Source organism: Aquabacter sediminis (assembly GCF_028863665.1).
Taxonomy (GTDB): Bacteria; Pseudomonadota; Alphaproteobacteria; order Rhizobiales; family Xanthobacteraceae; genus L1I39.
In genome coordinates, this window is record NZ_JARBFX010000002.1 from 453,490 (window position 1) to 480,130 (window position 26,641).

The 26,641-nt window shown below is 66.8% G+C and carries 24 protein-coding genes and 1 tRNA gene; 18 read left to right on the forward strand and 7 right to left on the reverse strand.

What is annotated here, in order from left to right:
• Positions 1 to 88 precede the first annotated feature (88 nt).
• On the reverse strand, positions 89 to 997 hold the full coding sequence (locus tag PV781_RS05050; RefSeq protein ID WP_274774526.1) for a LysR family transcriptional regulator: 909 nt from the start codon (positions 995 to 997) through the stop codon (positions 89 to 91).
• Between the two features lie 149 nt (positions 998 to 1,146).
• On the opposite strand from PV781_RS05050, the gene PV781_RS05055 reads away from it, so the two are divergent.
• From PV781_RS05055 to PV781_RS05080, 6 genes are all read left to right on the forward strand, one after another.
• Complete coding sequence (locus PV781_RS05055) at positions 1,147 to 2,679, forward strand: ABC transporter substrate-binding protein (RefSeq protein WP_274774527.1); 1,533 nt, start codon at positions 1,147 to 1,149, stop codon at positions 2,677 to 2,679.
• 107 nt (positions 2,680 to 2,786) lie between these two features.
• Entirely contained in the window at positions 2,787 to 3,704 is a 918-nt protein-coding gene (locus PV781_RS05060) for an ABC transporter permease (protein ID WP_274774528.1), read from the forward strand.
• 2 nt (positions 3,705 to 3,706) lie between these two features.
• Positions 3,707 to 4,621, forward strand: coding sequence for an ABC transporter permease (locus tag PV781_RS05065; RefSeq protein WP_274774683.1), 915 nt, complete (start codon positions 3,707 to 3,709; stop codon positions 4,619 to 4,621).
• 3 nt (positions 4,622 to 4,624) lie between these two features.
• Complete coding sequence (locus tag PV781_RS05070) at positions 4,625 to 5,605, forward strand: ABC transporter ATP-binding protein (protein ID WP_274774529.1); 981 nt, start codon at positions 4,625 to 4,627, stop codon at positions 5,603 to 5,605.
• Positions 5,602 to 6,579 carry an ABC transporter ATP-binding protein gene (locus PV781_RS05075; RefSeq protein WP_274774530.1) on the forward strand — a complete coding sequence of 326 codons (978 nt, stop codon included), beginning with the start codon at positions 5,602 to 5,604 and terminating at the stop codon, positions 6,577 to 6,579. Before PV781_RS05070 ends, PV781_RS05075 begins: the two co-directional genes overlap by 4 nt.
• 30 nt (positions 6,580 to 6,609) lie before the next feature.
• On the forward strand, positions 6,610 to 8,019 hold the full coding sequence (locus PV781_RS05080; RefSeq protein ID WP_274774531.1) for a M20 family metallopeptidase: 1,410 nt from the start codon (positions 6,610 to 6,612) through the stop codon (positions 8,017 to 8,019).
• 69 nt (positions 8,020 to 8,088) lie between these two features.
• Here the strand turns inward: PV781_RS05080 and PV781_RS05085 are convergent, their stop codons facing one another.
• Positions 8,089 to 8,568, reverse strand: a complete 480-nt coding sequence (locus PV781_RS05085) for an Lrp/AsnC family transcriptional regulator (protein ID WP_274774532.1) — start codon at positions 8,566 to 8,568, stop codon at positions 8,089 to 8,091.
• A 146-nt stretch (positions 8,569 to 8,714) separates the two neighbouring features.
• On the opposite strand from PV781_RS05085, the gene PV781_RS05090 reads away from it, so the two are divergent.
• Positions 8,715 to 9,728, forward strand: a complete 1,014-nt coding sequence (locus tag PV781_RS05090; protein WP_274774533.1) for a 1-aminocyclopropane-1-carboxylate deaminase — start codon at positions 8,715 to 8,717, stop codon at positions 9,726 to 9,728.
• Positions 9,729 to 9,793: 65 nt separating this feature from the next.
• Here PV781_RS05090 and PV781_RS05095 read toward each other — a convergent pair whose 3' ends face one another.
• From PV781_RS05095 to PV781_RS05105, 3 genes are read right to left on the reverse strand one after another with little or no spacing between them, the layout of a single operon-like run.
• The gene (locus PV781_RS05095) at positions 9,794 to 10,567 is read right to left on the reverse strand and encodes a TetR/AcrR family transcriptional regulator (RefSeq protein ID WP_274774534.1); all 774 of its coding nucleotides are present in this window, start codon (positions 10,565 to 10,567) and stop codon (positions 9,794 to 9,796) included.
• On the reverse strand, positions 10,564 to 13,350 hold the full coding sequence (locus tag PV781_RS05100; protein ID WP_274774535.1) for a molybdopterin-dependent oxidoreductase: 2,787 nt from the start codon (positions 13,348 to 13,350) through the stop codon (positions 10,564 to 10,566). The genes PV781_RS05095 and PV781_RS05100 overlap by 4 nt, the downstream gene beginning before the upstream one ends.
• Positions 13,347 to 14,243 (reverse strand): FAD binding domain-containing protein, encoded by an 897-nt coding sequence (locus PV781_RS05105; protein ID WP_274774536.1) that lies wholly within the window; start codon positions 14,241 to 14,243, stop codon positions 13,347 to 13,349. Before PV781_RS05105 ends, PV781_RS05100 begins: the two co-directional genes overlap by 4 nt.
• Positions 14,244 to 14,381: 138 nt before the next feature.
• Between PV781_RS05105 and PV781_RS05110 the strand changes: the two genes are divergently transcribed.
• The 7 genes from PV781_RS05110 to PV781_RS05140 all read left to right on the forward strand — a co-directional run bounded on the left by PV781_RS05110 (position 14,382) and on the right by PV781_RS05140 (position 20,338).
• Positions 14,382 to 15,128 (forward strand): maleate cis-trans isomerase family protein, encoded by a 747-nt coding sequence (locus PV781_RS05110; RefSeq protein WP_274774537.1) that lies wholly within the window; start codon positions 14,382 to 14,384, stop codon positions 15,126 to 15,128.
• A 292-nt stretch (positions 15,129 to 15,420) separates the two neighbouring features.
• Entirely contained in the window at positions 15,421 to 15,888 is a 468-nt protein-coding gene (locus PV781_RS05115) for a RidA family protein (RefSeq protein WP_274774538.1), read from the forward strand.
• A 114-nt stretch (positions 15,889 to 16,002) separates the two neighbouring features.
• Positions 16,003 to 17,124, forward strand: a complete 1,122-nt coding sequence (locus PV781_RS05120; protein WP_274774539.1) for an ABC transporter substrate-binding protein — start codon at positions 16,003 to 16,005, stop codon at positions 17,122 to 17,124.
• A complete protein-coding gene (locus PV781_RS05125; protein ID WP_274774540.1) occupies positions 17,121 to 17,939 on the forward strand; it encodes an ABC transporter ATP-binding protein in 819 nt (272 codons plus the stop codon). Before PV781_RS05120 ends, PV781_RS05125 begins: the two co-directional genes overlap by 4 nt.
• Positions 17,940 to 17,996: 57 nt before the next feature.
• Positions 17,997 to 18,815, forward strand: a complete 819-nt coding sequence (locus PV781_RS05130; RefSeq protein ID WP_274774541.1) for an ABC transporter permease — start codon at positions 17,997 to 17,999, stop codon at positions 18,813 to 18,815.
• A 4-nt stretch (positions 18,816 to 18,819) separates the two neighbouring features.
• Positions 18,820 to 19,545 carry an isochorismatase family protein gene (locus tag PV781_RS05135; RefSeq protein ID WP_274774542.1) on the forward strand — a complete coding sequence of 242 codons (726 nt, stop codon included), beginning with the start codon at positions 18,820 to 18,822 and terminating at the stop codon, positions 19,543 to 19,545.
• Positions 19,546 to 19,552: 7 nt separating this feature from the next.
• The gene (locus tag PV781_RS05140; protein WP_274774543.1) at positions 19,553 to 20,338 is read left to right on the forward strand and encodes an alpha/beta fold hydrolase; all 786 of its coding nucleotides are present in this window, start codon (positions 19,553 to 19,555) and stop codon (positions 20,336 to 20,338) included.
• Between the two features lie 5 nt (positions 20,339 to 20,343).
• Here the strand turns inward: PV781_RS05140 and PV781_RS05145 are convergent, their stop codons facing one another.
• Positions 20,344 to 21,645: an MFS transporter gene (locus PV781_RS05145; RefSeq protein WP_274774544.1), complete on the reverse strand. Its 1,302-nt coding sequence runs from the start codon at positions 21,643 to 21,645 to the stop codon at positions 20,344 to 20,346.
• Between the two features lie 208 nt (positions 21,646 to 21,853).
• On the opposite strand from PV781_RS05145, the gene PV781_RS05150 reads away from it, so the two are divergent.
• Complete coding sequence (locus tag PV781_RS05150) at positions 21,854 to 23,305, forward strand: NAD(P)-binding domain-containing protein (protein ID WP_274774545.1); 1,452 nt, start codon at positions 21,854 to 21,856, stop codon at positions 23,303 to 23,305.
• 96 nt (positions 23,306 to 23,401) lie between these two features.
• A tRNA-Leu gene (locus PV781_RS05155) sits at positions 23,402 to 23,488 on the forward strand.
• A 28-nt stretch (positions 23,489 to 23,516) separates the two neighbouring features.
• Here the strand turns inward: PV781_RS05155 and PV781_RS05160 are convergent.
• Positions 23,517 to 24,305: an IclR family transcriptional regulator gene (locus PV781_RS05160; RefSeq protein ID WP_274774546.1), complete on the reverse strand. Its 789-nt coding sequence runs from the start codon at positions 24,303 to 24,305 to the stop codon at positions 23,517 to 23,519.
• Positions 24,306 to 24,480: 175 nt separating this feature from the next.
• Between PV781_RS05160 and PV781_RS05165 the strand changes: the two genes are divergently transcribed.
• Both PV781_RS05165 and PV781_RS05170 read left to right on the forward strand, forming a co-directional pair.
• Positions 24,481 to 25,629 carry an ABC transporter substrate-binding protein gene (locus PV781_RS05165; RefSeq protein ID WP_274774547.1) on the forward strand — a complete coding sequence of 383 codons (1,149 nt, stop codon included), beginning with the start codon at positions 24,481 to 24,483 and terminating at the stop codon, positions 25,627 to 25,629.
• 131 nt (positions 25,630 to 25,760) lie between these two features.
• On the forward strand, positions 25,761 to 26,636 hold the full coding sequence (locus PV781_RS05170) for a branched-chain amino acid ABC transporter permease (protein WP_274774548.1): 876 nt from the start codon (positions 25,761 to 25,763) through the stop codon (positions 26,634 to 26,636).
• Positions 26,637 to 26,641: the final 5 nt, after the last annotated feature.

Below are 26,641 nucleotides of genomic sequence, written 5' to 3' on the forward strand. Positions count from 1 at the left end.
ACGCAAGATTGTCTCGGATGTTTTTTCGTACCATCTTTGTTCTCTGTTCGCAATATGTTCTCATCTGATCTCTCATTTTGATGTGGCCTCACACCCCCTGGGGGTCGAGCCGCCGCAACTCGTCCGCAAGGAAGGCGACGAAGATGCGGGTCGCCTCGGGCAGGACGCGGCCTTGCATGGTCTGGATTTCATAGCGCCGCTCGGTGCTCGCGCGGGTCTGAAGGGGGACCGATTGCATGCGGAACCTCGAGAGGCGGGTCGCGGCGGTGATGCGTCCGGTCATGATGATGCCGCCGCCGATTTCGGCAAAACTCCACAGGCCTGCCATGTAATTGGTGGTCATGACCGGCTCAATGACCACCCCCTCCACCCCGCACAGAATGTCGAACAGCTGACGAGCGGTGGTGTCCTTGTCGGACAGGCCCACCGGATAGTCCGCCACTTCGGCCAGGGTGACGCTGGTCCGGCCGGCCAGGGGGTGATCGGGCGCCATGAGGGCGACGAGTGGGGCGCTGCCGGCCAGTTCCACGCGAATGCCCGCGTCCGGCACAAAACCGAACGAAAGGCCCACATCCACGATCCCCTCGCTCACCATCCGCGTGGTCTCGCGGGGGGCCGCCACATGCATCTCAAACGAAATGCCCGGATAGGTGCCGCGAAACATGCCGATGGTGCGGGGAACGAAGTCGGTTCCAAATCCCTCCGTGCAGCCGACCCGCACGAGCCCCCTCTCCAGCCCCTTCAGGCGCCGGATCTCCGCGACCACCTGTTCCTCGCCGAGGCGTGTGCGGCGGGCATGCTGGGCGAGCAGCTCGCCTGCCGCGTTCAACACAAGCCGACGGGAGCGGCGCTCGAAGAGTTGCGTCCCCAGGTCCGCTTCCAGCTTGGCGATCTGCCGGCTGATGGCGGAGGCGGCCACATTGAGGCGCGCGGACGCCTCCGCGATTGAGCCCACTTGCACCACTTCAAGAAAATAGCGCAGCGCTGCATCGTCCAAGGGGGTGCACTCCGCACTCAATTGCCGTTTCGGCAACAAATCCGACTAAATATTCTAATTGCGATACCTCTAAAGCTCAATAATCTATCTCGCCTAGAAGCTGAGCAAAAAGCCCGGCTCAATCAATAAATTCCAGAGAGAGAGAGAACATGGCCAGCATTCCGTCCCGTCTCTCACGCTTATTGGCCTCGGCCCTCATTCTCGGTGCGATCCCGAGCGCCGCGTTCGCCGACAAGGCCAAAGATACCCTTGTCTACGCCTCGGATTCCGAGCCGGAAAATATCAGCCCTTACCATAACAATCTTCGCGAAGGCATCATTGTTGCCCGGCATGCCTTCGACAACCTCATCTTCCGTAATCCCGATACAGGCAAATACGAGCCCCAGCTCGCCACCAGCTGGACCTGGGTCGATCCGCAGACCCTCGACCTGACCATCCGCAAGGGCGTCACCTTCCACAATGGCGATCCGCTCACTGCCGACGACGTGGTGTTCACCCTCAACATGGTGGTGTCGCCGGATTCCAAGGTCGTCACCAAGCAGAACGTGAACTGGATCAAGAGCGCCGAGAAGATCGGCGACGACAAGGTCCGCATTCACCTGGCCGGCCCGTTTCCGGCCGCCATCGAATATCTGGCTGGCCCGGTGGTGATCTATCCGGAGGCCTATTTCAAGAAGGTGGGCCTCGACGGCTTCGCCAAGGCGCCCATCGGCTCCGGCCCCTACAAGGTGACCTCGGTCACGCCCGGCAAGGGCGTGAAGATGGAGAAGAACACCGCCTATTGGAAGGACAGTCCCCTCGGTCAGCCCAAGATCGGCAAGATCGAGTTCCGCGTCATTCCAGACCCCGAAACCCAGGTGGCCGAGCTGATGACGGGCGGCCTCGACTGGATCTGGCGTGTCCAGGCGGACCAGGCCAAGCAGTTGGGCGCCGTGCCCAACATCACGGTGCTCGCCGCCGAGACCATGCGGGTGGGCTTCCTGCAACTGGATTCCCAGGGCCGCACTCCCGGCGCAGAGCCGCTGAAGGACCCCCGCGTGCGCCAGGCCATCGCCTATGCCATCGACCGCAAGGCCATGGTGGACAATCTGGTGCGCGGCGGCGCCCGCGTCATGAACTCGGCCTGCTTCATCGACCAGTTCGGCTGCACCGACAAAGGCGTGCCGCGCTATGACTACGACCCCGCCAAGGCCAAGGCTCTGCTGGCGGAGGCGGGCTATCCCAACGGCTTCTCCATCGACCTCTACGCCTATCGCGAGCGCGAATATGCGGAGGCGGTCATCGGCTATCTCGGCGCCGTCGGGATCAAGGCGAAGCTCAATTTCATGAAGTCGCCGGCGCTGCGTGAACTGGCCCGCGCGGGCAAGGTCCCGATCTATTTCCAGACCTGGGGCTCGTTCTCGGTGGCCGATGCGTCCGCCTTCACCGGCGTGTGGTTCAAGGGCGACGCCGACGACATGACCCACGACCAGACCGTCACCGACCTGCTGAAGACCGCGGACACGACGGTGGAGACAGAAACGCGCCTCGCCACCTATCAGAAGGCGCTGAAGCTGATCGCGGAGAAGGCCTATCTGGTGCCGCTCTTCTCCTATTCGGCCAACTACGCCTTCACCAGCGACCTGAACTTCACCGCGCAGCCGGACGAGCTGCCGCGCTTCTACAAGGCGAGCTGGAAATAGCCGGCAGAGACAAGCGTGCGCGGTGGCGAACGCCGCGCCCGCCTTGCTCCAGCGCCAGTCCGGGACCCCACGGCCCCGGCCCTTTCGGAACTCCCGGAGGTCGCGTCATGCTCGCCTTCACCCTTCGCCGCCTGGTGGTGGCCGTATCGGTGGCGTTCACCGTATCGATCATTGCGTTCGCGCTTCTGCATCTGTCGGGTGACCTTGCCACCACCATTGCGGGCCCCGAAGCCTCCGCCGAACAGGTAGAGCAGATCCGCCATCAGTTCGGTCTCGACCGGCCCCTGTCGGCGCAATATCTCGACTGGCTCTGGGGCGCGCTGCATCTCGACTTCGGCACGTCCTTCTACTTCCGCAATTCCGTCGCGAGCCTCCTGGCCGAGCGCATGCCGGTGACGCTCACTCTGGGCGCCATCTCGCTGGTGATCTCGCTGGCCATCGCAGTGCCGCTCGGCGTCCTCGCCGCCGTCTATCGCGGAACCCTGATCGACCGGCTGGCGCTCACCTTCTGCGTGCTCGGCCAGGCGCTGCCCACCTTCTGCCTCGGCCTGGGGCTCATCATCGTGTTCGCGGTGAAGCTGCGCTGGCTGCCGGTGTCAGGCAACGCCTCCTGGCAGAATTATGTCCTGCCTTCCATCGCGCTTGGCTGGTACGCCGTGCCGGCGGTGATGCGCCTCTCGCGAAACGGCATGCTGGAAGTCCTTTCGCAGGATTATATCCGGACGGCCCGCGCCAAGGGCCTCTCGCCGATAAAGGTCATCCTGAAGCATGCCTTGCGCAATGCCATCATTCCGGTGGTTGCGCTGGCGGCGGTGCAGTTCGGCTTCATGCTGGGCGGCTCCATCGTGGTGGAGGCGGTGTTCTCCATGCACGGCATCGGGCACCTGGCCTGGGAAGCCATCGCCCGCAACGACTTCCCGGTGGTGCAGGCGGTCGTCCTGGTGCTGGCCGCCATCTACATCACCCTGACCTTCCTCGCCGACGTCCTCAACGCTTTGCTCGATCCCCGGATGCGCGTCGCATGACCATGACCCTCACATCCGCCACATCCGAGCCCGGCCCGCTCGACCAGCCCCCGGTCCGCCGCGCGCCGTTCCACACCTTTCTGCTGAAGAGCCTCGGCCATGGTGGCTTCATGGTGGGCGCGGGGCTCCTGGCCTTCATCGTGCTGATCGCGCTCGCCGCACCGCTCATCGCCCCGCACGATCCCTATGCGCAAAACCTCGCCCAGCGGCTCGTGCCGCCCGTCTGGGATGCCAAGGGCAGCTGGAACCACATTCTCGGCACCGACAAACTGGGCCGCGACTATCTGAGCCGCCTGCTCTATGGCGCACAGATCTCGCTGCTGATCGGAACGGTCACCGTCATCATTTCCGGCACAATCGGAACGGTGCTTGGCGTGTGCGCCGGCTATTTCGGCGGCCGGGTGGATGCGGTTCTGAGCTACATCGTCACCACGCGCCTTGCGCTCCCCGTGGTCCTGGTGGCGCTCGCCTCGGCGGCCCTGGTGGGCAGTTCCCTGCAAGGCGTCATCATCGTGCTCGGCCTTCTGCTGTGGGATCGGTTCGCGGTGGTCACCCGCTCGGCCACGCAGCAGGTGGTGGGCTCGGACTATATCGCCGCCGCCAGCGCCATCGGCTGCTCCACACCCCGCATCATCCTCTCAGAGGTTCTGCCCAACATCCTCAACCCGCTCATCGTGGTCGCGACGCTGGAAATGGCCCACGCCATCCTGCTGGAGGCGGCGCTGTCCTTCCTCGGGCTGGGGGTGCAGCCGCCCTTGCCCTCGTGGGGCCTGATGATCGCCGAGGGCAAGCAATACATGTTCTTCAGCCCCTGGGTGATCGCCATTCCCGCGACCGCGCTCGTGGTGCTGGTGCTGGCCATCAATCTCATGGGCGACGGGCTGCGCGACATCACCGCGCCCGAGAACAGGAACTGAGCCATGGCCCTCCTGGAGGTAAAAGACCTCGTCATCGACATCCCCACCGGCGCGGGGGTGCTGCATGCGGTCAGCGGCGTTTCCTTTTCCTTGGAGCGGGGCGAAACGCTGGCCATCGTGGGGGAGAGCGGCTCGGGCAAGTCCCTGACCTCGCTGGCGCTCATGGATCTCCTGCCCAGGCGCGTTCAGCGCAAGGCCGCACGGCTCTCCTTCGACGGCATCGACCTGACGACCCTCTCCGCCTCCGGCATGCGCCGCCTGCGGGGAAACCGGATGGCGATGATCTTCCAGGAGCCCATGACATCACTGAACCCGGCCTACACGATCGGGAACCAGCTCACCGAGGCGCTCACCTGCCACCGCAAGGTCTCGGCGCGGGAGGCCACTGACCGGGCGGTTTATCTTCTGGAAAAGGTGGGCATCACCGCTGCCGCCCGGCGCCTGTCGCAATATCCCCATCAGCTCTCGGGGGGGCTGCGCCAGCGGGTGATGATCGCCATGGCGCTCATGTGCGGCCCCGAGCTCATCATCGCCGACGAGCCCACCACCGCCCTCGACGTGACCATCCAGGCGCAGATCCTTCACCTCATCGCCGACCTGCAGAAGGAATTCGGCATGGCGGTGATCCTCATCACCCACGATCTCGGCGTCGTGGCGCGGGTCGCCGACAAGGTGGGGGTGATGTATGCCGGGCGCCTGGTGGAGACGGGCGCCGCCCGCACCCTCTTCCGCCATCCCGCCCATCCCTATACGCGCGGCCTGCTGGATTGCATCCCGGTCCCCGGCCGCACGGTGCCCGGCGCGCCGCTGGGCGCCATACGCGGGCAGGTGCCGAACCTGATCGGCCGCCTGGAGGGCTGCGCCTTCCGCAACCGATGCGATCTGGCCGGTCCCGAATGTGCCGGCGCCATCCCCCTTCTCCACCCCGAGCCCGCCCATGACGTGCGCTGCCTGCACGCCAGCATCCCGGAGGCCGCGGCATGAGCGACATCGTCCTTGAACTGAAAGACGTTACGCGCACCTTCCAGGTCTCGCAGGGCATGTTCCGCCCGAAGGCGACGCTCACCGCCGTCGCGGGGGTCTCGCTCCAGGTGCGCCGGGGCGAGGTCTATGCCCTGGTGGGGGAAAGTGGCTCGGGCAAGTCGACGCTGGCCAAGATGCTGCTGGGCCTCCTGCCGCCCTCGTCCGGCGAGATCCGCATCGACGGCACGCCCATCGCCGAGACCAACCGCATCGCGGTGGCGCGGCGCATCCAGCCCATTTTCCAGGACCCCTATTCCTCGCTCAATCCGCGCAAGTCCATCGCCGACCTCATCGCCTTGCCGCTGGTGGTGCATGGCATCGGCAGCGCGGCCGAACGGCGCAAGAAGGTGCTGGAGATGCTGGACGTGGTGGGTCTGCCGCGCCGTCTCCTCGATGCCGGACCGAGCCAATTGTCCGGCGGCCAGCGCCAGCGGGTCGCCATCGCCCGTGCCCTCATCATGCGGCCGGAAGTGGTGATCTGCGACGAGCCGACCTCCGCGCTCGACGTCTCCGTGCAGGCGCAGATCCTCAATCTGCTGCTGGAATTGAAGCGCGAACTGGGGCTGACCTATTTCTTCATCAGCCACAATCTGGCGGTGGTGGAGCATCTGGCAGACCGGGTGGCCGTCATGTATCTCGGCCGCTTCGTGGAGGAGCGCACCCGTGCCGGCCTGTTTGCCGGGCCGCAGCATCCCTATAGCCGGGCGCTGCTGGAGTCTGTGCTGACGCCTGACCCCGATCTCGGCGTACCGGACACGCATCTGGGCGCCGTCTTCCCCAATCCGCTGACGCCCACGCCCGGCTGCGCCTTCCACCCGCGCTGCCCTTCGGCGCGCGACTTGTGCCAGCGCATTTCCCCGGTGGCCCAGCCGCTGCCGGACGGCTACGCCGCCTGCCATTTCGCCACGCCGGCCGCCTTGCCGAGCGCCGCCTGATCCCTTTTCCATCAAGGTCCCGTTGACATCATGAGCCGACAAGATGCCGTCGCCCAAGCGGCGAACTATTTTGACCGTGGCGACTTCCGCACCGACCTGGCCCGCCGGGTCGCCATGCCCACGGAGAGCCAGACCGGGCAGAGCCTGGATGCGCTGCGCGCCTATCTCACCGACGAGATCATCCCCACCGTCGGCAAGCTCGGGTTTTCGTCCCGTATCGTCGACAATCCCGCGCCCGGCCATGGCCCGTTCCTCATCGCCGACCGCCACGAGGCGGAAGGGCTGCCAACGGTGCTGCTCTATGGCCATGGCGACGTGGTGTTCGGCCAGGATGCCGGTTGGCGCGAGGGCCTGAAGCCCTGGGCGCTGGTGGAGGAAGGCGACCGCTGGTACGGCCGCGGCACCGCCGACAACAAGGGCCAGCACTCCATCAATCTCGCGGCCCTTGAGCAGGTGCTCGCCGTGCGCGGCGGGCGGCTCGGCTTCAATTGCAAACTGCTCATCGAGATGGGCGAGGAAGCCGGCTCGCCGGGCCTGCGCGAGCTCGCCCGGCAGGAACGGGACGCGCTGAAGGCGGATGTTCTGATCGGCTCTGACGGCCCGCGCCTATCGGCGGTGCGGCCCACGGTGTTCCTGGGCTCGCGGGGCGCCTTCAATTTCGAGCTGGAAGTCAATCTGCGCGCCGGCGGACACCATTCCGGCAATTGGGGCGGCGCGCTCTCCAATGCGGGCACGCTGCTCGCCCACGCCATTGCCAGCCTCGTGGACTCCAAGGGCCGCATCCTGGTGGATGGCCTCAAGCCCAAGGAGATCCCGGCCTCCGTGCGCGCCGCGCTGGACGGCATTTCCCTGGAGCAGGGCATGGGCGATCCGGACATCGACCCGGAATGGGGCGAGCCGGGCCTCACCCCGGCGGAGAAGGTCTATGCCTGGAACACGCTGGAGGTGCTCGCCTTCGTCACCGGCGCGCCCGACAAGCCGGCCAATGCGGTGCCCCCCTCCGCCAAGGCCACCATGCAGTTGCGTTTCGTGGTTGGCACCGACCCGGAAACCGTGATTCCCCTGGTGGAGGCCCATCTGGCGGCGCGGGGCCTCGGCATGGTGAAGGCCCGCCCCGCGCGCTCGGCCACCTTCGAGGCCACCCGGCTTGACCCATCGGACCCCTGGGTGGACTGGGCGCTCGCCTCCATCGCCCGCACCACCGGCAAGACCCCGGCCCTGCTGCCCAATCTCGGCGGATCGCTGCCAAATGACGTGTTCGCGCTGATCCTGGGCATGCCCACAGTGTGGGTGCCCCACTCCTATCCCGCCTGCTCCCAGCACGCCCCCAATGAGCACCTGCTGGCCTCCGTGGCGCGAGAAGCCCTCCAGCTCATGGCCGGGCTGTTCTATGATCTGGGCGAGGAAGGCGGCGCGGTGCTGGAGGCGCGCGCGGCCTGATCCCTCTGCAGCGCTGCGCAAGAGAAAGGCCGTCCCTCGGGGCGGCCTTTTGTTTTTTGCAGCCCGCGATCAGAAGTCCAGCGGCCGATTGTCCACCACCTCCTTGATGACGAAGAAGGTGCGGGTCTGCCGAACGCCCGGCAGGGCGATCAGGCAATTGGCATGGATGCGGTTGAAGTCCGCCATGTCGGACACCCGGATCTTGAGAAAATAGTCGAAATCCCCGGCCACCAGATGGCAATCCAATACGAAACTGAGTGCCGCCGCCGCGGCCTCGAAGGCGGCGAAGCTCTCCGGCGTCGAGCGGTCGAGCACCACGCCCACCATCACCAGCGCCCCACGGTTCACCTGCTGCGGCGCCACCATGCCCCGGAAACCGGAAATATAGCCCTCGCGCACCAAAGCCTGGGTGCGCCGGTGGCAGGTGGCCGGGCTCAGCGCCACCTTTTCCGCCAGTTCCGCATTGGACATCCGCCCATCCTGCTGCAGGAGACGCAGGATTTTCAGGTCGGTTCGGTCAAGGGGATCAGTGCTGAAAGCTTCTTTCATTCTATTTGCAATTCATGCTGAATTTCGTTCAAAATACCCATCATAAGACAGAAAGAGAAGCATAATCCCGCCTTATAAAGAAAGGACATTTCATATCGCTTGCGGCTAGCATCCGGCCCATCAGAACACCTTCCACGGGATCGGCCATGCTCTCCAAATTCGAACGTTATCCCCTCACCTTCGGCGTCACCCCCATTGAGAAGCTCTCCCGCCTCACCGACCATCTCGGCGGCAAGGTGGAGCTCTATGCCAAGCGTGAGGATTGCAATTCGGGCCTTGCCTATGGCGGCAACAAGCTGCGCAAGCTCGAATACATCATCCCCGATGCCATCGCCTCCAATGCCGATACGCTGGTCTCCATCGGCGGCGTGCAGTCCAACCATACCCGCATGATCGCGGCCGTGGCGGCCAAGATCGGCTTCAAGTGCCGCCTGGTGCAGGAAGCCTGGGTGCCGCACGAGGATGCGGTCTATGACCGGGTGGGCAACATCATGCTCTCGCGCATCATGGGCGCCGACGTGCGCTGCGTGGATGACGGCTTCGACATCGGCATCCGCAAGAGCTGGGAAGACGCCATCGCCGAGGTGAAGGCCGCCGGAGGCAAGCCATATGCCATCCCGGCCGGTGCCTCGGTGCACCCCAAGGGCGGGCTCGGCTATGTGGGCTTTGCCGAGGAAGTGCGGGCGCAGGAAGAGGCGCTCGGCTTCAAGTTCGACTACATCATCGTCTGCACGGTCACCGGCTCCACCCACGCGGGAATGACGGTGGGCTTTGCCAAGGACGGCCGCTCGCAGCGCGTGATCGGCATCGACGCATCCGCCACCCCCGCCCAGACCAAGGCGCAGGTGCTGGAGATCGCCAAGCGCACGGCCGACCTGGTGGAGCTCGGCCGCGAGATCACCGACGACGATGTGGTGCTGGTGGAGGACTATGCCTACCCGGTCTATGGCGTGCCCTCGGAAGAGACCAAGGACGCCATCCGCCTCGTCGCGCGCCTCGAAGCCATGATCACGGACCCCGTCTATGAGGGCAAGTCCATGCAGGGCATGATCGATCTGGTGAAGAAGGGCTATTTCCCGGAAGGCTCCAAGGTGCTCTACGCGCACCTGGGCGGCGCGCCGGCCCTCAACGGCTATGGCTACGCCTTCCGCAACGGCTGACCTTGACGAAGGCTTGCGCTTGGAAGGGAGGCGTCCGCGGGAGGGCGCCTCCCTTTTTTAAGGCTTCACACCGAGGTGCCGTCGGGCCCCGAGCGCAGATAGGCCAGCAGCATTTCGCTGGCATGGCGACGCCGGTCCGCCCGCCAGCGGGCCGTGCCCAGATTGACGCTGAAGAGGTGGGACAAGGTGGGCGCGTTGGAAATGTGGAAGTAGCTCAGCGCCACCATGGTCACATAGAGCTGGAGCGGGTCGACCCCCGCCCGGAAGACACCCTCCGCCTCGCCCCGCGCCAGCACATCGCGGATGGCCTCCATGAGCGGCGAGGAGATGACGGGCGCCTTCTTGGACCGCTTCAGATAGCGCCCGCCCAAGAGGTTCTCGCTGGCCAGCAGGCGGATGAAGAGCGGGTTGGCGGCAAAATGCGCATAGGTGAAGTCGAACAGCTTCATCATGGCGGGCACCGGCGCAAGATCCCGCAAATTGAGCCGCTGCTCCTGGACACGGATGTCCTCGAAGACCGTCTCCAGGACCGCCAGATAGAGCGCCGTCTTGCTTCCGAAATAGTGATAGAGCATGCGCATATTGGCATCCGCCCGGCGGGCGATGGCATCGATGCGCGCGCCGTTATAGCCGTGCTCGGCAAACTCCTCGATGGCCGCCTGGAGAATGCGCTCCTGCGTCGCCGCCGCGTCGCGCGGCCGCCGCCCCCGGGCCGGTGCGGGGTCCGGCTCGGGCGCGCGGACGGGCGACTTGCGGACCCGGCGCGCCTTGGGCGCGTCCTCCACCGTGGCTCCCTCTGGCGGGATATCCAGTCTGTCGAGCGTGCGAGCAGGGCTCACGGGGCCTCCTTTCCGGCGGCGGCGCGGCGCGCATCCAGCGCCGCGAGCACCTTGTCCGGCGTGAGCGGCAGGGAGGTGATGCGGATGCCCGCCGCATCCTCCAGCGCATTGGCGATGGCACTGGCGACGCCGAGAATCCCGGCCTCGCCAACCCCCTTGGCACCGAAGGGCCCCCGCCCCATTCCCTGCTCGAGGGTTAAGGCCTCGAACAGTTCAGGCTGGTCGGTGGCGAGCGGCATGCGGTAGCGTTGGGGCGTGTCGGTGAGAAGCCGCCCCTCCTCGAACACCAATTGCTCGAACAGCGCCTGCCCCACCGCCTGCATGCTCGCCCCCTCGATCTGCCCGCGCACGGCCTGCGGCACCAGGGCCCGGCCGGCATCGGCGGCGGTGATCAAGTGGATGAGGCCGATGCGGCCGGTCTCCAGATCCACTTCCAGGTCCACCCCCACCCAATTGGGCATCCAATAGACGATCTGGGCATTCAATGCCGCTGCGTTGCAGGTTTCCACCTTCACGTCGCCCTCGCCCACGAACTCCGAGCCAAGCCCACCATAATAGCCGCGCACAAGGCTTTTGAGCGAGGTGCGGGCATTGCCGTGGAGCACGAAGCCCCCCGCATAATCCAGTTCGGAGCGCTGGACAGATAGCCGCGTGGAGGCGAAGTCGAGAATGCGCCCCCGCACCGCCTCTGCCGCCCGGCGGATCGCCTCGCCGGTCACGGCGGTGGCCGAGGAGGCGTGCGTGCCCTGGTCGAAGGCGGTCTGGTCGGTGTCCACCTCGGCGCGGCTGACCCAGGCGGGATCGATTTTCAGAACCGTTCCCACGATATGCCGGAACGCCTCGGTGGCGCCCTGGCCCATGTCGACCGTGGCGCAACTGATGACCGCGTGACCGTCCCCCACCACCTTCACCCGCGCCTGGGCATAGCGCCCCTGCCCGCCGGCATCCTTGAAGCCGATGGCGATGCCCCGGCCCCGCGCCAGATGCGGCGCGCGGCGGGGCGCCGGCGTGCCCCAGCCGATGCGCGCGGCGACCACGTCGAGCCCGGCCTCCAGGTCGCAATCCAACGCGCTGTCGCCGGGCCGATAGGGCTCGCCGGGGCGCAGCAGGTTGCGGCGCCGCAGTTCCACCGGGTCGATGTGAAGGGCACGGGCGATCATGTCGATCTGGCTTTCGGAGGCCCAGGAGGCCTGCGTGCCGCCGAACCCCCGGAACGAGCCGGCGGGAACGGTATTGGTGCGCACCGCCTCCGCCCGGCTGTCGAGCGCCTGCCACAGATAGGGACCGCCGATGCGATAGCCGACCTTGTCCGCCACCAGGGCGCTGCCATCCGCATAGGCCCCGCCATCGATGCGAATGCGGGACCGCCGCGCGAGGAAGCGCCCATCCGAGCTGACGGCGGTCTCAAGGTCGATCCGCGCCGCGTGCTGGGACAAGGTCACGAAGCCCTCGTCCATGGTCAACGCCAGACGCACCGCCCGCCCGCTCTTGCGCGCCAGCAAGGCGGTGAGCGGCTCCAGCTTGCAGAAGCTCTTGATGCCGAAGGCGCCGCCAATATGCAGGGTGTGGACCCGCACCTCATGCTCGGCGAGGCCAAAGATCTCGGCAATGTCCTGGCGCAGCAGGAAGGGATCCTGGTTTGAGGACCAAAGCTCGAAGCCGCCCCCCATTGGGCGCGCCAGGGTAATGATGGGCTCGAGCGCCCCATGGGCCATGCGGGAGAAGGCAAAACTGTGCTCGAATACATGGTCGGCGGCAGCGAAGCCGGCGTCCACATCGCCCATCTGGTGATGGAAGCTGTAGAGGATATTGGGCGCGGGCTCCTTCAGGCAGGTGACCCCTTCGCCATGGGCGGGAACAGCGCCGAGGCTGGGAGCGTCGAACAGGACGGGCGCATCGGGCGCAAGCGCGGCCTCCATGTCCGCAACCACGGGCAGACGCTCGTAATCCACCTCGATGAGGGCGAGGGCCTTGAGCGCCGTCTGCGCATCTGTGGCAGCCACCGCCGCCACCATGTCGCCCTGGTGCCGCACGCGATCAATCGCCAGCAGCGGCTGGTCCTTTACCCAAAGCCCATAATAGGGCTCCGGGAGCGCCGCCACGTCCGCCCCTGTCACCACCGCATGTACGCCGGGCAAGGCACGCGCTGCTTCGGTGCGAATGGCGCGGATGCGGGCATGGGCGTGGGGACTGCGCAGGACCTTGGCCTCCAATTGCCCGGGCAGGCTCATGTCGGAGGTGAAGAAGGCAGCGCCGGTCACCTTTGCCGTTTGCTCCGGCCGCCAAGGAGCTTCACGCGTCTCCGGCGCGCCGTTCGCCTTCAGGCGCGCGGCGGCGAGCACCGCATCCTCGATGGCCCTGTAGCCGGTGCAGCGGCAGACATTGGCGCCCATCCAGGCCCGAACCTCGGCGCGGCTGGGATCGGGCGTGCGGGCGAGCAGCGCCTCGGCCAGCATCACCATGCCCGGGGTGCACATGCCGCACTGGAACGCGCCGCCCTCCACAAAGGCCTGCTGAACCGCGCTGGGGGCGGCGCCGGCGGGCATGACGCCCTGGATGGTAGAGACGTGGGCCCCCTCCACCGTCCCCGTCAGGGTGCAGCAGGAGGTGGTGGGGCGGCCATCAACGAGAACGGTGCAGGCGCCGCACGCCCCATGGTCGCACGCCACGCGCACGCCGGAGCGAGCGCAGGGGCCGGCAAGGGCATCGGCCAGGACCACGGGTGCGTCGGCGGGAAGGCTGACGGGTTCCCCGTCGAGGATGAAGGAGACGGGCACGCTCACCGGCAGGCCTCCTCGATCAGCCGGGTGAGCAGCACGGGGGCGATCCGCCCGCGATAATCGGCAGCGCCGGTCCAAGGGGTGGTGAAAGCGGGCAGGTCGTGCAGCGCGCCCTCGGCCATATGGCGCGCGCGCAACGCGAGGTCGGTCGGCGTCCAGCCCTCGGCGGCCAGCGGGCGCATCACGGGGCGGGCATGGCCCCCGCCCACCACCGCGCAGGCGCGGGTGATCCGGCCATTCTCGCTATCGAGGCACAGGGCCACGCTGAGCGCCGGGCGCAAGGTGCGGTCATAGACCAGCCGCCGCATGCGGGCCGGTCCAGGCAGAGGAATCCGCAAGGCGGTGACCAGGCCCGGACAGGGCACGGCGCCCCCTTGCCCGTCCGAGAGCGCGGTCGCCGCGATATCGAAGAACGCGCCGCCTGGGGCCAACCCCTCAAGGCGCGCCTCCACCGCCATGAGGAGGATGGCCGCCTCATAGGCCGGAACCTCCGCCAGCAGATTGCCGACAATGGTGCCCTGGCTGCGGACGCGGATATTGGCGAGCGCCCCCCATATGGTGGCCAGATCGGGAAAGGCCGCCCGCACCTCGGCGTCCTGCGCCATCTGGTCGTGACGTAGCAGTGCGCCCGCAACCAGCTCGCCGTCGCGGCGGATCACCTCGTCCGCCGCCGGGATGGCGCCGAGCCATACGATGGCGGCCGGCGCGCGACCCTCCTTCATGCGGTTCACCACATCAAGGCCCCCCGCCATGACCGTCGCATCCGGCAGGGTGTCGAGAAGGGCGCGGGCCTCGGCGAAGCTCTCCGGGCGATGAAAGGCGAAGGGGGGGATGAGGTGGCGCGACCGATGCACGGCGAGCGGAGGCACGGCGGCGGCGAGGGCTGTGTTGGGCATGGCGTCCGGTCTTGATGTGCCCGCCCTGCAAACCGGCATCCAACTTGCAGCGCGGGGTGCACCTCTCCTTGCAAGGCGTTTGCCAGATGCCGGGAGGAGGCCACAAGCAGCCGTCACGGAACCGACGAGGACCCCGCCATGACAGACCGGCTCGGCTATCGCCTGAAGATCGGCATCATCATTCCTTCCACCAACACCACCGTGCAGCCGGAGACCGATTCCATGCGGCCGGCGGGCGTCACCAACCATGTGGGACGCATTCATATTCCTGATCTTCCCCTCACCAGCGACACCGAGTTCGAGGCCATGGTGGAGGCCATCGGACCGGACCTGTTCGGGGCCGTCGACCGGGTGATGACCTGCAAGCCGGATCGCCTCGTCATGGCCATGTCCATTCCCACCTTCTGGGGCGGAAAGGCTGGCAGCGATGCCCTGCTCGCCCGCATGGAGGCGCGCGCGGGCGTGCCGGTGAGCATGGGATCAGCGGCCTGCGTCGAGGCGCTGCAATGCTTTCCCAAGGTCCGGCGCATCGGCATCCTGACGCCCTATCAGCCTGTGGGTGATGCCCATGTGGCGCGCTATTTCGCCGATCACGGCTATGAGGTGGCGCTGGTGCATTCCCTGAAGCGCCCGAGCGAAGTACAGATCGCCCACGCCACCGAAGCAGACATCCGCGACGGCCTGAAAACCCTTGCCGCAGCTGGCGTCGATGCCATCGTTCAGGCGGGCACGGACCTCGCCGTAACCGACATCGCCGACGAGGCGGAACGCTGGCTCGGCCTGCCGGTGATCGCCATCAACGCCGCCACCTATTGGCATGCGCTGCGCCATGCGGGGATTGCCGACAAGGTCACCGGGCGCGGCATGCTGCTTGCCACCCATTGATGGGGGGAGCGCCCCATCTGCACAAACGGCTCGCGTTTTCTGGTCTCTGGGCGACGGGAATTGGGCAAAGCGGTGCTTTAGCACCTCAAAAGCCAAAAAGCCTGGATCGAAACTGCCCTTAACGTCTTCACGCTCATTCCAAAAAAGATAGTGGATTCAAGGAAATGACAATGAAGCAGCTCACGCCCATTTCTTGGGCATTAAGTAAGCATCTTATGCGTAATTACGCAAAGATGACGGCCGCTGGCGCGCCCGTGTGCACGCCTGCCGTCCGCGTGTGGGGGGCCGAGCGATGAGCGGTTTGGTCGCCGGCCGCCTGGCCGCCCTCGGGCTTGCCCTGCCGCCTGTGCCGCCGCCCCGCGGCGCCTTCAAGCCCTTCTCGCGGATGGGCTCCACCCTTTATCTGGCGGGACAGATCTGCGAGTGGGACGGCGAAGTCCGTCTGGCCGGGCCTATAGGCGCGATGCATGGCCTGGAGGCGGGCCAGAAGGCCGCGCAATTGTGCGCGCTCAACCTCTTGGCTTCGCTGTCCCTGGCGCTCGACGGGGATCTCGACCGGGTGGTGGCATGCCATCGCCTGGGCGGCTTTGTCTATGCCACGCCTGGCTATCCCGACGTGCCGAAGGTCATTAACGGGGCATCGGACCTCATGTTCGCCCTGTTCGGCGAAGCCGGGCGCCATGCCCGGACGGCGGTGGGTGTCGCCACCCTTCCGGCCGGAGCGAGCGTAGAGGTGGACGGCATTTTCGAGGTCGCCTGACCCCACCGCGCCATCTCTGCCGACCCCATCCCAAGCTGGCACGATTCTGGCTTGGGATGGCGCGGAAACAAGTAAGCGTCTTCTGCATAAACCAGAGCGAGGACCTTGACCGTCATGTCCCACGACACGCGCTTTTCCCTGACCACCCCGTCGCGCCGCACCCTGCTGAAGGCGGGCGGCGCGCTTGCCCTCGGCGCGGCCGCGGGCGTGCGCTTTCCCACCCCCGCCATCGCCCAGACCCGCGCCATCAAGCTCACCTTGCCCTGGCTTGCCAACGGCTCGACGCTGTTCACCTACGTCGCCAAGAACCAGGGCTTCTTCAAGAAGCGCGGCATCGACGTGACCATCTCCAGAGGCTTCGGCTCGGTGGCGGCCGCGCAGGCGGTGGGTGCGGGCGAGTTTGATTTCGGCTTCGTGTTCGCCGGCGGCGTGATCCTGGGCGCCGCGCGCGGCCTGCCGCTGGTCGCCATGGGGACGCTCGCCTATGACGCCACCATGGGTACGCTGGTGCGCGCCGACAGCCCCATCAAGGTGCCGAAAGACCTGGAAGGCAAGAAGATCGGCACCGTGCCAACCTCCGCCGAGGCGCCCTATTGGCCGGCCTTCGCCCGCAAGGCCGGCATCGACACGGCCGGCATCACCATGGTGCAGATGGACAATCGCGTCCTGGAGCAGTCCGTCATCAACAACCAGGTGGATGCCATCACAGCCATCGCCACCTCCTCGGTGCCCGTGATGATGGCCCTGAAGCAGCCCTGCCGCTTCATGCTGTGGAGCAAGTCCGGCGTGTCTCTCTATGCGGGCCAGGTGGTCACGCGCGCCGAGACGCTCGCCAAGGACCGGGAGCTGTGCAAGGCGGTCACGGACGCTTTGGTGGAAGGCCTCGTCTTCGCGCTGAAGGACCCGGAGGCGGGCGTCGATATCTTCCTGAAGGAAGTGCCGGAGATCGGGGTCGCCAAGGGCGGGCGCGAGAATGCGGTCATCGCGCAGGGCCTCATGCACTATACGGTGGTGGCGCCCGAGGCCGAGCAGCATGCCATCGGCTACACGGACATGGCCAAGGTCACCAGCATGGTGGACATGGTCATGGAATATGGCGCGCCCAAGGATGCCAAGCGCCCGGACCCGTCCACCCTCTTCTCCAATGACTTCGTCAGCGATGTCGGCAAGCTCACGCCAGACCAGTGGGCGACGGTGAAGAAGAACGTCGCGGAATACGCGGCGATCCTGGGATGAGCCTCGCTCTCGCCGCCCCAGCGCCGCGCGAGGAAGCGGAGGGCGCGTTCAACGCCATTACGGCGACCGGCGTGCGCAAGGTCTATTCCACGGCTTCCGGACCGGTGGAGGCCGTGGCGCAGGCGAGCTTCGAGATCGCCCGGGGGGACTTCGTGTCCATCCTCGGCCCCTCGGGCTGCGGCAAGAGCACCTTGATGCTCATGGTGGCGGGCCTGGAGCCCGCCTCCTCCGGCACCATCACGCTGGACGGCCTGCCGGTCACCGCGCCGCAGACCGAGGCGGGCATGATGTTCCAGGATCCCACTTTGCTGCCCTGGCGCTCGGTGCTGGACAATGTGCTCTTCCCCGTCTCCATGTGCCGCCCGGTGATGCCCGACGACCTTGCGCGGGCGGAACAGCTCCTGCGCATGGTCGATTTGTGGCCGTTCCGGGACAAGCGGCCGCGGGAGTTGTCGGGAGGCATGCGACAACGCGTGGCGCTCGCCCGCGCGCTCATCAAGGATCCGCGCATCCTGTTGATGGACGAGCCCTTCTCCGCCCTCGACGCGATCACCCGCGACGAGATGGGCCTGGCCTTGGCGCGCATCTGGGACACCACGCGCAAGACCGCCATCTTCATCACCCATTCCATCCGCGAGGCCATTTTCCTCTCGGACCGGATCCTGGTGATGGGGCGCCGGCCCTCCACCATCATCGAGGACATCCGCGTGCCCTTTCCCCGCCCCCGCTCACCGAGCGTCGAGGCGGACCCGGCCTTCAACGACCTTTATCTGCACCTGAAGGCGTCCATTCACCGCGCGCCGCCGCTCCAGTGACGGCGCGATCCGCACCGGCCCGAGGATGACCCCTTCTCCATGACGGCGATCCATCCGATGACACAATCCCGCGCTCCGTCCGGCCCGCCCCTCCCCGGCCCCTTCGCCCGCCTGGCGTCGGGCCTCAAGACACGGACGCGCCCGCTGTTGCTGCCCTTGGCGACGGCAGCCCTCATCGTCCTTCTGTGGGAAGGGGTGGTGCGCTGGCGCAATATTCCCGACGTGCTGCTGCCGGCCCCCTCGGCGGTGGCGGTGCGGCTGTGGGAGACGCTGCCCTTCCTGCTCCAGCAGGCGGTGCCGACGACGCTGGAGACCATCGCCGGCTTTGCCATCTCCACCGTGCTCGGCGTGTCTCTCGCGGTGCTGGTCTGCGCCTCGCGCTTTGCCCGCGAGGCGCTCTATCCCAATATCGTCTTCTTCCAGCTGATCCCGAAAATCGCCCTCGCCCCGCTCTTCATTGTCTGGCTGGGCATCGGCTCCTCCTCGCGCGTCACCTTCTCGGTGTTCATTTCCTTCTTCCCGGTGGTGGTGGCGACGCTGACGGGGCTCACATCGGTGGACCGGGACCTGCTGCGCCTGTGCAAGGCGGTGGGGGCGCGGGGCTGGAAGGTCTATACCCAGGTGCGCTTTCCCGCTGCCGTGCCGCACATCTTCTCAGGGCTCAAGATCGCCATCACCTTCGCCATGATCGGGGTGATCGTGGGCGAGTTCATCACCGCCCAGGCCGGGCTTGGCTACATGATCCTGTTCGCGGCCTCGCAGGCGGAGATGGCGCTCATCTTTGCCTCCATCGTCCTGCTGTGCATCATCGGCCTCGCCCTCTACGCCCTGGTGGTGTTGGCGGAGGCCATCGCCCTGAAACGCTATGGAGCCTGAACGCGTGACCAGCCCCGCCATTTCAACCGCGCCCGGCGCCGATCTCGTCATCCCCGCGCGTCCCGAGCCCATCGCCATCGCGCCCGCTACCACCGCCCTGGTGGTGGTGGACATGCAGAACGCCTATCTCTCCAAAGGCGGCTATCTGGACCGGGTGGGCTTTGATGTCTCCACTAGCCCGCCGGTGATCGCAGCCGCCGCCCGCGTGCTCGCGGCGGCGCGTCAGGCGGCGCTGTTCGTCGCCCATCTGCAGAACGGCTTCTCGGAAGATCTGAAGGAAGCCGGCGGGCCGACCTCTCCGGTCTGGCACAAGTCCAACGCCCTCAAATATATGCGCGCCCACCCGGAGGCGCGGGGCAGCCTCATCACCCACGGCACCTGGGACCATGAGATCGTCGAGGAGCTGAAGCCCCTGCCCGGCGAGGCGGTCGTGCCGAAGGCGCGCTATAGCGGCTTTGCCGCCACCAATCTGGAACAGCTGCTGCGCGCCCGCGGCATCACCACGCTCATCCTGGTGGGCGTGAACACCAATGTGTGCGTGGAATCGACCCTGCGGGATGCCTACCATCGGGAATTCTTCGGCCTCATGGTGCCTGACGCCACCTTGCAGGCCGGCCCCCAGCACATTTTTGACGCCAGCGTCTTCAATGTGGAACGTTTCCTGGGCTGGACCGCTCCGGCCGAGGCCGTGGTCTCCGCCCTCGCCACCGCCGCCCGGCACGCCGCCTGAGGTCCCCATGCTGACACTGGAACGCCCCGACGGCACGCTGGTCTATGAGGTGGCCGGCAGTGGCCCTCCCCTCTTCCTGGTGACGGGCCTCGGCGGCTCGCGCCATTACTGGTCCAACCTCCTGCCGACGCTCACGGCGCGCTTCACGGTGGTCACCCACGACCATATGGGCACGGGGGACACCCTGAGCCGCCGCAGCCATCACACCGTGGAGGCGCTCGCCGCCGACGTGGTGGCGCTCATGGACCATCTGGGTCTGGCGAAGGCCCATCTGGTCGGCCATTCCACGGGGGCTGCGGTGGGGCAGATCATCGGGGCAGAGGCGCCGCTGCGGCTCGGCGCGCTGGTGCTCTATGCGGGCTGGGCCGGCCCGGATCCCCATTTCGACCTGTGCTTCAAGGTGCGCAAGGCGTTGCTGCTGGCAGCCGGGCCTGACGCCTATCACCGCGCCACCCCGCTCTTCCTCTATCCGCCCAGCTGGATCGGCGCCGACCAAGGACGGCTCGACGCCCTGATCGCCGGCATGATCGCCACGAGCCCGCCGGCCGAGACCATGGCCGCGCGGGTGGACATGCTGCTCGCCTTCGACCGCCGCCGGCATCTGGGGCGGATCAAGGCGCGAACGCTGGTGCTGTGCGCCGACGACGACCAGCTGACACCTCTGCACCTGTCGCAGGAGATGGCCGACGCGATTCCCGGTGCCCGTCTCGCCCGCCTGCCCTGGGGGGCGCATTGCGCCTCGCAGACCGCGCCCGACGCCTTTCTGGAGGCCCTCCTGCCCGCCTTGGCGTGAGACTTTCAGGACGCGCGCCGGGTCCCGATCAGCCGCTTCAGCAGGAGGGTTAGAAGCCCGGCCACACACACCACCAGGGCCAGCACCTCGAAGCCGGCGGTGAAGCGGCCTGTATGCTCCTTGATGAAGCCCACCAGATAGGGGCCAAAGAAGCCGCCCAGGTTGCCGATGGAATTGATAAGCGCGATGCCCGCCGCTGCGGCCGTGCCGCGCAGGAAGAGCGGCGGCACGGACCAGAAGGGACCGAGCGCGCCATAAAGGCCCACGGACGCCGCCGTGACCGCCAGGATGGCCAGGATGTGGGAGGAGGTGTGGACGCTCGCCACCAAGCCGATGGCGCCGAGAAAGGCCGCCCCGGCCACATGCAGGATGCGCTCGCGCGAGTGATCGGAATGCCGGCCCCAGACGAGCATCCCCACCGCGCTCAAGGCATAGGGCAGGATCAGGATGAAGCCCACCTCGCGCGTGGAATAGCCAAGCGCATGAATGATCTGGGGCAGCCACAGGCCGATGCCGTAAATGCCCACCACAATGCCGAGATAGATGACGCCCAGCAGCAGCACCCGGTGGTCCCGCAGGGCAGGCCACAAGGCATGGTGGGTGGCGGCATCCTCTCCGGCATGGTCGGCCGCGAGGCGCGCCACGATGGCGGCCTTCTCCTGCGGGTCCAGCCAGTGGGCATCCTGCGGGCCGTCCGGCAGGAAGAACAGCACCATCACGCCCAGGATGCAGGCGGGCACGCCTTCGATGATGAAGAGCCATTGCCAGCCGGCAAGTCCGAGGAAGCCATGCGTCTCCAGGATCGCAGCCGAAAGGGGGGCTCCCACGGCGCTGGCGATCGGAACTGCCGCCATGAAGAGCGCGATGTAGCGGGCGCGCATGGCGAGGGGAAACCAATAGCCGAGATAAAGGATCATGCCCGGCAGGAAGCCCGCCTCCGCCGCCCCTAGGAGAAAGCGCAGTATGTAGAAGGAGGTGGTGTCCGACACCCAGGCCGTCGCCGCCGAGATCAGGCCCCAGGTGACCATGATGCGGCAGATCCAGAGCCGCGCCCCCACCCGCTCCAGCACCAGGTTGCTCGGCACCTCGAACAGGAAATAGCCGATGAAGAGAATGCCGGCGCCCCAACCATAGATTTCTGGGGTGAAGCCCAGATCGGCATTCATGGTGAGGGCCGCGAAGCCCACATTCACCCGGTCCAGGAAGCTGACCAGGTAAAGCAGCATCATGAAGGGAATCAGCCGGCGCACAGCCTTGGCGAATGCCCGTGTTTCAACGTCGCTCGCGCCGGAAATTGCCTGATGCACGATCGCCCCCACCCTTTGCACGTCCCATGGCGCTTGTGGAGCGCCGAAGCGGCGGCGTCAACGACGGGGAGTGTCAGACCTGCATCGCTTGTCGCCTGCGGGCGAACCCCAGGCACTGGGTTGTGGTGCAACGCACAAAGTGTGTTGATGAATCCGTCCAGACGCGCCCTTATGGGTCCCCGCCTTGAGCCGCCTTCCGAGTTGCCCCATGCCCCCCTTCGAAGCCCCCCTCCCGCTCCCCCACGCGCAGCAGGCGCTCGACGCGCTGGCCGAGGCCGCAGCCCGAGATGTGGCGCTCCTCGGTGATGACGCGCCGGGCTGGGTGCCGGAACGGCCCGAGTTTGATCACGACGTGCTGATTGTCGGCGGCGGGCAGACCGGATGCGCGGTGGCCTTTGCTCTGCGCCGCGCCGGTGTCACGCGGACCAGCGTGATCGATGCGGCGCCCGCCGGCCGGGAAGGCGTGTGGCGCAATACTGCCCGCATGCGCACCCTGCGCTCCGCCAAGACGCTGCCGGGACCCGAGGTGGGTATCCCCTCCTTGAGCTTCCGCGCCTGGTATGAGGCCAAGTTCGGTGCGCCCGCTTATGAGGCGCTCGTGCGGTGCGGGCGGGAGGACTGGGCGGACTATGTGGAATGGTTCCGCAAGGCGGTGCAGGTCCCCGTGCGCAACGCGGTGCGCCTCCGTCGCATCGAACCCTTGGCGGAAGGGTTTCGGGTGCACCTGTCCGACCATGGGGTCGAGACCACGGAAACAGTGCGAAAAGTCTTGCTGGCCACAGGCATGGCGGGCGGCGGACGGCCCCACATGCCGGCGCTTCTCACGGCCTTGCCCCCGCATTTGCGCCTGCATTCGGAGCAGGAGATCGATTTCGACGCCTTGCGCGGCAAACGCATCGGCATATTGGGCGCGGCGTCCGCGGCCTTCGACGCGGCGGCGACGGCGGTGGAGCGGGGAGCGGAGAGCGCCGACCTCTTCTGCCGCAGCCCGGACCTCAACCGCGTCAACACACTGAAGGCCATGTCCTATGCAGGCGTGCTGGACAATTTCCACGATTTGCCGGACGCGAGCCGCTGGGAGCTGATGTCCTTCTATCGTAGCCGAGCGGTGGGGCCGATCGCGGATACCGTGCGGCGCGCCACGGAACTGGCGGCCTTCCGCCTGCACCTGGGCGAAGGCTGGACGGGCGCGCGCGCCGATGGCGCGGGGGTGGAGATCGTCACGCCGAAGGCGACATATCATTTCGACGTGGTCATTGCCGGCACGGGCTACGATGTGGACCTCTCCACCCGTCCCGAGCTCGACGGTATTGCGGAGCATGTCGCCCTCTGGCGGGACCGCTACAGCCCCCCTTCCGGCCTTGAAAGCGCATCCCTCGGTCTCAGCCCCTATCTCGACGGCGGCTTCGCCTTCCAGGAGAAGGAGCCGGGGCAGGCGCCTTATCTGAGGGACATCCACCTCTACAACATGGCCGCCACCACCAGCCACGCCCGCGGCGCCGGCGACATCGGCAGTCTGAAGCACGGCGTTCCCCGCCTCGTCCGCGCCATCAGCCGGGACCTGTTCCTGGCCGACGCGGCGCACCATGTGACGCGGCTGAAATCCTTCGACGAGCCGGACCTCACCGGCGAGGAATATGCCCGACCCGATGCGCCATAGGCCTCCGGGCGACGGAACCTGGGACATCCGTGGCGGTGGGCAAAGGCGTGTTTTTTGTTGGCGGTGCGCCCGCGACCCTATATTGAAGGCAGCGATGCGGGCGTGGCGGAACTGGTAGACGCAGCGGACTCAAAATCCGCCGTCCTCACGGATATGTCGGTTCGAGTCCGACCGCCCGCACCACTCCCCTCCCTGATCCGATACACGCGTCTCAGGACGCCTCCCGCACCAACCGGGTTCCGAGCGCAAGCTTTCCTGCAAGTTCATTTGCGGCGGCGCTTAGCATGGAGACACGCGAGGGCAGATCTTCATTCATGATGCGCGGCAGGGGGCCAGTCAGGCCCACCGCATAAAGGACCTGCCCATCCGCCTGGCGCACCGGCGCGCCAAGCGCGGCGAGCCCCTCGTCCACCTCGCCGACGCAGGTGGCATAGCCCTGGGCGCGCACGCGGGCGAACTCCTCCCGGATCCAGGCCTCGTCCGTGTGGGTATTTACCGTCAGCTTCGGCAGGTCGGCGGCCAGCGCCTGGCGGATCACCGCCTCGTTCTGGAAGGCAACGATGGCCTTGCTGGTGGCGGCGGCGTTGGGGGGCATCTCGATGCCCGGCTGGACATAGCTGCGCCAGCGCACCTCCGGCGCCTGTGAGGCGACCACGAAGACACGACTGCCGACGAGCCGGGTGACGTAGCAGGCCTCGCCCGATTGCTCCGCCAGCGCCACCAAAACGGGGCGCACCAAAACCTCCAGCCAGCCATCATCGGCAGTGGAGTGCAGCATGCGCGAGAGGCGCGGGCCGATCACATAGGCCTTGCCTCCCTGCCCTCCCGCCGCCAGCCCCGCCTTCACGAGGCCCTTCAAGAGACGATGTGCGGTGGTCTTGGGCAGATCCGACAATTCCGCCACGTCGGCCAGAGCGAGGCCGCCGGGAAAACCAGCAATGAGTTCCAAGAGGCGCATGTAGCGCTCAAGTGGGCTTTCCGTGCCTGCCTCGTCCGCCATGGCGACTCCCTCCCGCCCGGTTGTTGACAGCACCGGGAGAGACTTCTAAGGTTCATTCAATAAACAGAATGATATTCCGATTATCGGAATATGTCAAGAGAGCGGTGCAGGCGGCCGGCACGAAGGTGCAGCCGCTCAACGCAGCCCCCGAAGCCTTTCAACAGAGGGTTCCAAGATGGATTTCACGAGACAGCAGTTTCTGAAGCTGGCGCTGGCCGCCGGCCTTGCGTCCATCGGGGCGGGCGCGGCCCTGGCCCAGCAGGGAGAGATCCTCGTGGGCGCGACCGTGCCGATGACGGGTCCGCTCTCCCTGACGGGCAAGCAGTATCACAACTCGCTGCGCATGGCTGAGCAGGACATCAACGCGGCCGGTGGCATCAATGGCCGCAAGGTCAAGTTCGTGTTCGAGGACACGCAGGCCTCCAACGGCACCGCCGTGAACGCCTTCATGAAGCTGGCGCAGGAGGTGAAGCCCGCCTTCTATTTCCTGTCGAGCTATTCCACCCAGAACCTGGCCGTGTCGCCCGAGCTGAAGAAGGTGGCGGTTCCCGCCATGTATGCCGGTGGTGCCGACGTGGTGGCGGAGGGCGGCAATGAATGGCTGTTCCGCGTGCGCCCAGCCGACAGCGTCTCCGCCGCCGGCATGGTCGAGGCCGCCAAGCTGATCGGCGCCAAGAAGCCCGGCATCCTCTTCATCCAGAACGATTTCGGCCAGGGCGGCGCGCAGATCGCGGCCAAGCTCTTCGAAGCCGCCGGCACGCCGGTGGTGGGCATGGAGGCCTATGGCCAGAACGACAAGGATTTCTCCGCCCAGATGCTGGCCCTGCGCAGCAAAGGCGCGGATGCCATCTTGATGTTCGTCTACCCCCAGGATGGCGCGCTGCTCCTGCGGCAGGCGAAGATGCTGGGCCTGAAGATGCCCATCGTCACCTCATCGGCCGCCCTGGTGCCCGCCGCGCTCCAACTCATCTCGCCCGCAGACCTTGAGAATGTCTCGGGCGTGGTGGACGCCTATATGGACCCGGCCGCAGGCGGGCGCATGAAGGAGTTCATCGAACGCTACCGGGCCGAGTTCGGCATCGATCCCGATCCCTATGGCCTCGCCTATTATGACGGCGCGCTCATCATGGCCGAGGGCATGCGCAAGGTGGGCACCGACCCGAAGGCGCTCCGCGACTGGCTCGCCCAGGTGCGCGACTGGAAGGGCATCGGCCATGTCTATTCCTTTGATGCCAAGGGCAATGGCGTGCACGATCTCGCCGTGGTGAAGGCCAAGCCCGGCACCAAGACCTTCGAGCTGGTCAAGACCATCACGGTCAACTGACCGCTCGGGGACGCGGCCGGCGCCCCCCTCGCCGGCCGCCTTCCACGTTCAGCAAACGGATATCGCCAAGACCGCCCCGCCGTCCCGCCCGGAGCCCCGCTCCGGTGCGAACGACACATCGCGAGCCCAGCATGGCAGATTTCATCCAGTTGTTCGTCAACGGGCTCGCGCTCGGCAGCGTCTATGCGCTGGCCGCCCTGGGCTTCGTGATCGTCTATTCCGCCACCGGCGTGGTGAATTTTGCCGCCGGCCAGTTCGTGATGCTGGGCACCTTCTCGGGTGTGGCCATGATGGTCAATCTGGGCCTGCCCTGGCCTGTTGGATATGGCGCCGCCTTGCTGGCCATGGTGGCCTTCGGGGTGCTGTTCTTCATCCTGGTCTATCTGCCGCTGCGGGCCAGTCCCGTGGTTACCGTCATCATCGGAACCGTGGCGGTGGGCATCATCCTGCAAAATGCGGCGCTGCTGGGCTTCGGCTCCTGGCCTTTCCGCCTCACCTCGCCGCTGGAAGGGGTCACCCTCGACATTGCCGGCGCGGTCATCACCGCCCATGCAGCGCTCACCGTCGTGGTCACGGCGGTGCTGGTGGGCCTCATCTGGCTGCTGTTCTACCGCACGGCGCTCGGCATCGGCATGCGGGCGGTGGCACAGGACATCGAAGCCGCCCGCCTCATGGGGCTGAATGTCAACCTGCTGCTGGCGCTCACCTGGGTGCTGGCCGCTGTGCTGGCCGGCATTGCCGGCCTGCTGCTTGGCCCCATGTGGTTCGCCGACGTGAACATGGGCGATCCCATCGCGCTCAAGGCTTTCGCGGCCACCATCATCGGCGGCTTCGGCAGCCTGCCGGGAGCCATTGCCGGCGGCCTCATCGTCGGCTTGACCGAACTTCTGGGCGCTTCCTACATCTCCTCGGCCTACAAGGACCTTATCGCCTTCGTCGTGATGATCCTCTTCCTGCTCGTGCGCCCGCAGGGCGTGTTCGGCGAGCGCATCCAGGACAGGGGCTGAACCAT